We start from the raw sequence: 7,571 nt of genomic DNA, 5'->3' as shown, positions 1-7,571 counted from the left end.
CCCATAATATGACCTTCTTCGATCAGACTCTCCTTTTGCTTTGCCAATCGATGAAATACTTCACCAAGCTCTTTGCGTATTTGGCCAAAAAGCACTTTCCTACGATATTTCGGGATGAACACGATATGGTACTTACACTCCCACCTCGTGTGACTTAAACTTTCTACTCGTCTCATGGTTTCTCCTTTGCGTGTTGCTTGGCGGCTCACGCTTTGGAGTTACTATGAGACTCCCGTTACTGTCAAACTGCTAATGCCTCCCCAGCAAAGCTGGGGGGTCTCTTATATTTGTCTAGTGGGACTAGTCTTACGAAGGCCGGCCAGATTGACATCGTGGCTGATGAAAATTCATTCACCGATAAAGGGTTGAGACTCATTTCACCCTGCCGAAGCCGACTCAACGAAAATCCCGCGACGAGATATTTAACTCACCCAGCCAATTACTGCGATCCTCCAGCTTGTGAGCGATCAGATGCACAACCTGCCCCTCGCGCTGTACCTGACCGTTGACCAGTAACAGCCGGGCGTTCAACACCACCTGACGAAAATGCTCCAGCATCTTGGGCCAGATGACCAGATTGATCTGGCCGCTCTCGTCCTCCAGAGTGGCAAACATCACGCCGCTGGCGGTATGGGGCCGCTGACGACAGATCACCAGGCCGGCCGAGCGCAGGAAGGTGCGATCGCGCGCAGCCTGCACCTCGGCCGCCGTGCGCACCCCGGCGCGGCGCAGGCGGGTGCGCAGCAACTGTAGCGGGTGCCGGCGCAACGACAGGCCCAGGGCGTCATAATCGGCGCACACCGCCTCCCCCAGCGTCGGTTCCGGCAGCGCGACTCCCCGCTCTTCTGTCGACGCGGCAAATAACGGGGTTGGTTCCTCGACACCCAACACCTGCCACTGGGCCTGGTAACGGTGCCCACCCAATCCGGCCAGGGCATCGGCGGCGGCCAGGGCCTGAAGATCGCGTTCGTTGAGTCGGGCGCGCCGGGACAGGTCAGTGATATCGGCAAACGCTTTTATTTGGCGCGCCTCGACCAGGCGTGCCGCACCGTTGCACGACAGTTCATTGACCAGGTGCAGTCCCAGCCGAAGTTCCGGTCTGGCGCCCCTGCCTGGCTCCAGGGAACTATCCCAGTTGCTGCGGCGTACATCCACCGGATGCACCCGCACACCACGGCGCCGGGCATCCTGGATCAGCTGTGCGGGGGCATAGAAACCCATCGGCTGGCTGTTGAGCAGACCGCAGAAAAAGGCCGCCGGATGGTGACATTTTAGCCAGGCCGAGGCGTAGGCCAGCAAGGCAAAGCTGGCTGCGTGGGATTCGGGAAAGCCGTATTCGCTGAAGCCCTTGATCTGATCGAAGATGCGCCCGGCAAACTCCTCGCTATAACCACGTTGGCGCATGCCATCGAACAGCTTGCGCTGAAACACCTCGATGCCGCCACGGCGTCGCCAGGCCGCCATGGCCCGTCGCAGGGCGTCGGCCTCGCCGGCGGAAAAACCCGCCGCCACCATGGCCAGTTTAATCGCCTGCTCCTGAAACAGGGGCACCCCCAGGGTGCGTTCCAACACGCTCCGCACCGCCGGGCTGGGATAATCCACCGGCTCCAGTCCCTGCCGTCGGCGCAGGTAAGGGTGCACCATGTCCCCCTGGATCGGTCCCGGGCGCACAATGGCCACCTCGATCACTAGATCATAAAAACAGGCCGGGCGCAGTCGTGGCAGCATGGTCATCTGGGCTCGGGATTCGATCTGGAATACGCCGACAGTATCTGCTTTGCTGATCATGGCGTAGGTGGCCGGGTCTTCCGGCGGGATATCCTGCAGACGAAACGGCTCTCCCCGGTAGTCACTGATCAGTGCCAGGCTGCGCCGGATGGCACTGAGCATACCCAGGGCCAGTACGTCGATCTTTAACAGCCCAAGGGCCTGCAGATCATCCTTGTCCCACTGAATGACCGTGCGCTCGGGCATGGCTGCATTTTCAATCGGTACCAGCCAGTCGAGCCGTTTTTGCGCAATGACAAAGCCCCCGACGTGCTGTGAGAGATGGCGTGGAAAGCCGATCAACTGGGTGGTCAACCCCAGCAACTGGCGTATCTGTGGCTGCTCCGGATCAAACCCCAGTTCGCGAATGCGCTGGATGTTCAATCGGCGGCCGTCCCACCAACTGTGGGTGGTGGCCAGGCGCTCCAGCGTATCGCTATCAAAGCCCAGGGCTTTACCGGTCTCACGCAGGGCACTGCGGGTACGGTAGGTGATCACCGTGGCGGCCAAGGCGGCCCGATGACGGCCGTACTTCTCATAGATGTACTGGATGACCTCTTCACGCCGTTGGTGCTCGAAGTCCACATCGATATCGGGCGGTTCGTTGCGTTCCTTCGAGATAAAGCGTTCGAACAGGGTCGACAGGCGTGCCGGGTCCACCTCGGTGATACCCAGGGCGTAACAGACCGCCGAATTGGCCGCCGACCCCCTCCCCTGGCAAAGAATTCCCCGCTCACGGGCAAAGCGCACGATGTCGTGTACGGTCAAAAAATAGGGCTCGTAGTTGAGCTCACCGATCAGCTGTAACTCGTGCTCGATCTGATCCCGCACCTTGCGACTGACCCCGTCGGGCCAGCGCACCTGCATACCGGCCTCGGTCAGGGTCCGCAGATGGGCCGCCGGGCTGAGTCCTTCTGGCACCAGTTCATCGGGGTACTCGTAACGCAGCTCGTCCAGACTGAAACAGCAACGCTCGGCGATAGCACAACTCTGTTGCAGCCATTCCCGAGGATAGATTTGTAACAATGTGGCTAGGGGGCGCAGGTGGCGTTCGGCATTGGGATAGAGCGCCCAGCCGGCCCGGGCCAGCGTGGTGCGATGGCGGATGGCGGTCACCAGGTCCTGCAGTCGCTGACGTTCACGCCGATGCATGTGCACATCACCAGCGGCCACGATCGGCAGGCCGAAGTGATTGGCTGCGGCACGCAACGAGCGCAGATAGTGTGGCTCATCACCTGTTAGCAGCCGGTTGGCCTCCAGCCACAGGCGGCCGCCAAAGCACTCCGCATAGCGGGTCAGTCGATGCTGATCCTGCGGGTTGTCGGGGTGCAGCAGGACCAGGCAACCCGGCAGATTATCCAGGCCATCGATAGCCAGCCGGTATTGTCCTTTATCGGCGGCCCGCCGAGCCCGGGTGATCAGGGCACTCAACTCGGCGTAGGCCTGGCGGTCAGTGGCCAGCAGCACCAGCCGGTCACCCTCCTCCAGCCGGAATTCGCTACCGATGATCAGCGGCAGCTCCTGCGCCCTGGCCTCTTCGTGGGCCCGCACCACACCGGCCAGGGAACACTCGTCGGTCAAGGCCAACGCGCGATAGCCCAACCCGGTGGCCTGTGCCACGAGCTCTTCCGGGTGTGATGCACCGCGCAGAAAACTGAAGTTGGAAAGGCAATGCAACTCGGCGTATTCGACAGGCAACGGGGTCACCTCAACCAAAACGGCCGTGCAGGTACCAGTCTCGCTCATTGGCCTGCCTGAATAACCACAGCCTGGCACCGTGGCTGTCGGTGGCGATGAAGTAATCACGCCGCACCCAACGGCCCTGCCACCAGCCGCTCTCAATCCGTTCCGGTCCCTGTTCCAAGCGCAACGGCCCATCGCGCCACGGCCCTTCCGGTCCCTGCCGTAACCGCTCCGGTGGGTCCAGCAGCCACAATGGGCGTTGCCCCATGGGGGTTCCTTCGGCTGACTCGCCCAGGCCCCATGCCGACTCGGGGCGATGGTCGGCTAATACCCCCAGTCGCCGCACCGTATCCCGGCCCAGGCGTGCCTGCAGGCGTTCCCATAGAGTTTGTTCTTCCAGTTGCCCGGGCGCATGACCAAAGAGTCCCAGGCTGGCATGATTAGCCAATCGGAAATCGACACTGGCCAGGCGCAGTCCCAATACCGGCGCCTGCAGTGCTTCTCGCTCCAGACGGTCACGCCAGAGTTCCAGCAAGTAGTCCGGATCACGATGAGGCTGAAGCAGCTGCAAAACGATAGCGGAGGGTGGTATATCCACATACTCCAGTGTCAGCGTCAGCTGATCGATGGTGGCGTCGGCACCCAGCAGTGCCCCGCCCAACTCCTGCAACAAACGCCGCAGGCCAAACAGCAGTCCGGTGCAGTTATCGACCTCGGCCGGCAATTCCAGCCGCGCCTCAAATCGACGAGGCGGCTGGAAACAGGAACGGGGATCGGGCTGGTGACCCAGGGCGCGATCGAGCCGATCGAGCCACTCCGCACCAAAGCGTCGGCGCAATCCCGCTCTTGGCAGGCGCAGGCACTCTCCCAGATGTCGCAGTCCCATACGGCGCAGTGCCTGGCGCTGTTTGTCCGACAAATCCAGACAACCTAACGGGAGCACGGTGAGTGCCGTATACAATGCTTTGTCCTGGGTGATCACCAGCGATTGGGGCAAGGCGCTAAACCACCAGGCCGCTTGGGGATTGGGTGCAATAGCGGTGCGAGGCGAGTGACCGAGCCGGGCACAACTGGTGATTACCTGTTGGTGCAGCGCGGCCACCCCGCCGAACAGGCGCCGGCTGGCACCAATCTCCAGCAGCAGCCCATGGGGGGACTGGAGCACCACTTGGGAGGTGAACTGCATAGCCCAGTGGGCCAAGTGCTCCAGCCCTTCAGCCTCTTGCCCCATATCCCGGTCAACAATAGTGAGATCCGGCACCAATAGCTGGGCTTTCTTCATGCTCATGCCCCGACGAATACCAAGCTGACGCGCGACCGGACTGGCATCAAACACCTGCTGACGATTGGCGTGCTGTTCACGAATTACCAGGGGCACAGCTGCCGCCTGCATGGATGTGGCGAGCCGCTCCAGCGCAAGGTGCGAAAAACGCAGGGCCAACCAGAGCATGTCACACTGCCAAACAGGTGTGGGCACCAGGACGGCGTCCACGGCATTTAAGCAGTTCCACACCCAGTCCTTGGGCTTGTGCACTCAACAGCAGACGCAAGGCTGCCGGAGAGCTTTGCGAGGCCGCCGCCCGGGGACGAAACAGAAAACCGGGACACCCCCCCTGCTCGGCGGCCAGTTGCAGGCGGCGCAATATCCGGGTGTTGATGGCCTTGGGCCAGAACAGCACCGCACCGCAGCTTCCTGATCGCAGGCACTGCTCCGCCACCCAGGCGGCGTCGCCAGCCTTATCGGGGGAGATCCAGCACATGCTGTCCAGGGATATCCGTGCTTGGCGTAGCGCCGGGGCATAAGGAATATAGGGTGGTGAGATCCAGACTGCCGGCTTTCCTGTTTGTCCCAGTTTACTCAGCAATGGACGCAGCAGGCCCAGTTCGCCGATACCGTGATGATCGAGCAACAGCTCGGTGAGTGCCGCCCCCGGCCACCCGCCACCGACCAGCAGCGTATCAAGGTCCGTATAACCACTGGATAACGTCTTGGGCTGATGGCCAAGGAGCAGTTTATCGCCGCGCCAGACAGGGACGCTTGAGAGGATTTCTTCCAGGATCATCGTTCTCTTACCAGGAGGCAGTAGGCGGAATAGCGACAGCTACCTGATCACTACGAATAAGGGATCTATCGCTGTTCGAATCTGTGCTTTAAAGCATAGAGAACATATGGAGAACTTTCAACAGGTTGTTGTGCCGGGTGTTGCACAGGAGCGGGACAGCCAGATGGGTTTTCTACACAGATACATCAAATGGGGGCCGCCACCTCGCGACTCTGGCGAGGTGGCGGAAGTGTGTGTCTGCTATGCCTGCTCTATCTGGGCATTTGCGGATAGTGGTAGGGATATCTCACCGCGGGTCCATAGACCGGCGGACGTGGCGGGTAAGGCCAGTAATAAGGTGCTACCTGAGGGTTAAAGCCCCAGGGATATCCGGGTGTAATGAAGCCACGTTGATAGGGTAACGGATAACGTCGGCCCATTGTGGTTGGCGCTTGTTGCATGTTATTTGCCGAATTCCCAGTCTGACCCTGATCTATCCCTGGCGTAGCAGCCGCAGGTGCGGGTGATTGAGTTGCTTCAATACGATTGGGCATGGGCCGCTGGGGATTGGTCCACATCGGGGCTACTCCAGGACGACTGTATCCTGATGCCATGCCTGGCGAAGGCTGTTGATCTTCCACTGGGCCGGCAACGCTTGTCGGTGGCGCCTGACTCTCTGAGTCTGCTGATCCAGCAAGCGCGCTGTTGTTTTCCGCCACAACGGCAGTTTCTTCAGCCTGTAGGCTGGTGTCGCTGTCTGTTGATCCAGTCATCGCTACCGGCTGTTGTTCACTGCCCTCACCCACTGATATTTGCCCTGTTTCGTCGTCTGCGGACTGTGATACCGGGGCAGGCGCGGGGGGCGTTGTGGTGGCAGCTTGCTGATCCCCTTCTGCCGGATCCGTTGCAGAGATGGGAGCCGCTACTTCGGTAGGTTTGTTGTCCTGTACTTCGGCATCGGCTGTTTCCACGGTTGTGGTGGCAGCTTGCTGATCCTCTTCTGCCGGATCCGTTGCGGAGATGGGGGCCGCTACTTCCGTGGGTTTGTTGTCCTGTACTTCGGCATCGGCTGTTTCCGCGGTGGTAGTGGCTGTCACGATAGCCGATGCATTGTCACTGGAGGTTTGATTGGCGGGCGCCGAATCAGAACCATCCTTTGCTGCTTCTACCATTGCCGCATCTTTTGCATCCGGTTGATCGGTGGCTGTTACCGGATTACCGGTTTGCGTTGTATCGGTTGATGAGTTGTCTGTGGTTGCGACCTGTTCCGTCTTGTTCATTTCAGCGTCGCGCAGTGCGGTCTCATCGCCAGTTCCATCGCCATTGTTGGTGAGCGTGCGTAGGTAAAGTAATCCGGCTACGATGACAATGGTCCAGATAAATGACTTTTGCCAAAATCCGAGGCCGCTCCCGGTGTTTTTGGCTGGCGGGGGTGTCTGTTTTTCAGCTGAATCAGAAGGCATGAGTCCCATCTCCTCTAATCGTTTCTGAACATTTTCATTCCGCGGTGAGGTATCTTTCTGCTGCTTTTCTCCCGACTTCGGGGCAGCGGCAGCTATTTCGGCAGTCACTTCTGTTGTCTTATCAGAAACCTGATCAGTTGCATTGACTGATGCTTCGGTCACCGGATCCGAATTAGGATTCACTGTGTCAGCCATATCTTCGGGTGGTGTTTCTTGAGCAGATACCGCAACGGGTTGTGGTGACTCCGGCACTGTTGCCGGCGATGAACTGCTTGCGTCTTTCTCCATACTGGCCGCGATGCCGCTTTTTCTGGCCGCTTTTTTCTTTGGCGCGGCCTTTTTCTTTACGCTGACTTTTTTCTTGGCGGCAGTTTTGGCTTGAGGTGTCTTTTTCCTTGCGGCCTTTTTCTTAACTGGCGGCGTATCCTTGTCTGTTACCGTTTCCCCGGTAGCTTCCTTTGGTGCCTCGTTCAGATCATCCTCGGCCATATTCTCTACTCCTGAGTTGTTCCACTTCATCCCGAAAGCCTATCGTTTGCGGGCAATAGATTCTATGTGCTGGATCAATCCTAGCAGTTCTAACCGGGCGCTCAGACATTGGATATCTTTATGAGGA

General features: G+C 59.5%; 5 protein-coding genes. All 5 read right to left on the bottom strand.

What is annotated here, in order from left to right; translation table 11 throughout:
* Nucleotides 1–176 (bottom strand): IS200/IS605 family transposase (gene tnpA, locus A3GO_RS25675; protein WP_157606724.1); only part of this gene is annotated, 176 nt, incomplete at its 3' end.
* 220 nt (nucleotides 177–396) lie between these two features.
* Nucleotides 397–3,513 (bottom strand): error-prone DNA polymerase, encoded by a 3,117-nt coding sequence (locus tag A3GO_RS0105445; protein ID WP_051301867.1) that lies wholly within the window; start codon nucleotides 3,511–3,513, stop codon nucleotides 397–399.
* On the bottom strand, nucleotides 3,476–4,900 hold the full coding sequence (locus tag A3GO_RS22675) for a Y-family DNA polymerase (protein WP_051301866.1): 1,425 nt from the start codon (nucleotides 4,898–4,900) through the stop codon (nucleotides 3,476–3,478). The genes A3GO_RS0105445 and A3GO_RS22675 overlap by 38 nt, the downstream gene beginning before the upstream one ends.
* Before the next feature lies 1 nt (nucleotide 4,901).
* Entirely contained in the window at nucleotides 4,902–5,513 is a 612-nt protein-coding gene (imuA, locus tag A3GO_RS22670; RefSeq protein WP_037374705.1) for a translesion DNA synthesis-associated protein ImuA, read from the bottom strand.
* 251 nt (nucleotides 5,514–5,764) lie between these two features.
* Nucleotides 5,765–7,474 (bottom strand): prolipoprotein diacylglyceryl transferase, encoded by a 1,710-nt coding sequence (locus A3GO_RS0105430; protein ID WP_157606722.1) that lies wholly within the window; start codon nucleotides 7,472–7,474, stop codon nucleotides 5,765–5,767.
* Nucleotides 7,475–7,571 lie beyond the last annotated feature (97 nt).

The organism is Sedimenticola selenatireducens DSM 17993, from assembly GCF_000428045.1.
Lineage (GTDB): Bacteria > Pseudomonadota > Gammaproteobacteria > Chromatiales > Chromatiaceae > Sedimenticola > Sedimenticola selenatireducens.
This window is presented reverse-complemented; position numbering and strand designations above follow the sequence as displayed.

What these genes read in the sequence shown, in the direction of transcription:
- A3GO_RS0105445 (WP_051301867.1), bottom strand. Translation starts at nt 3,513, where the DNA reads ATGAGCGAGACTGGTACCTGCACGGCCGTTTTGGTTGAGGTGACCCCG.
- A3GO_RS22675 (WP_051301866.1), bottom strand. Translation starts at nt 4,900, where the DNA reads ATGCTCTGGTTGGCCCTGCGTTTTTCGCACCTTGCGCTGGAGCGGCTC.
- imuA (WP_037374705.1), bottom strand. Translation starts at nt 5,513, where the DNA reads ATGATCCTGGAAGAAATCCTCTCAAGCGTCCCTGTCTGGCGCGGCGAT.
- A3GO_RS0105430 (WP_157606722.1), bottom strand. Translation starts at nt 7,474, where the DNA reads ATGAAGTGGAACAACTCAGGAGTAGAGAATATGGCCGAGGATGATCTG.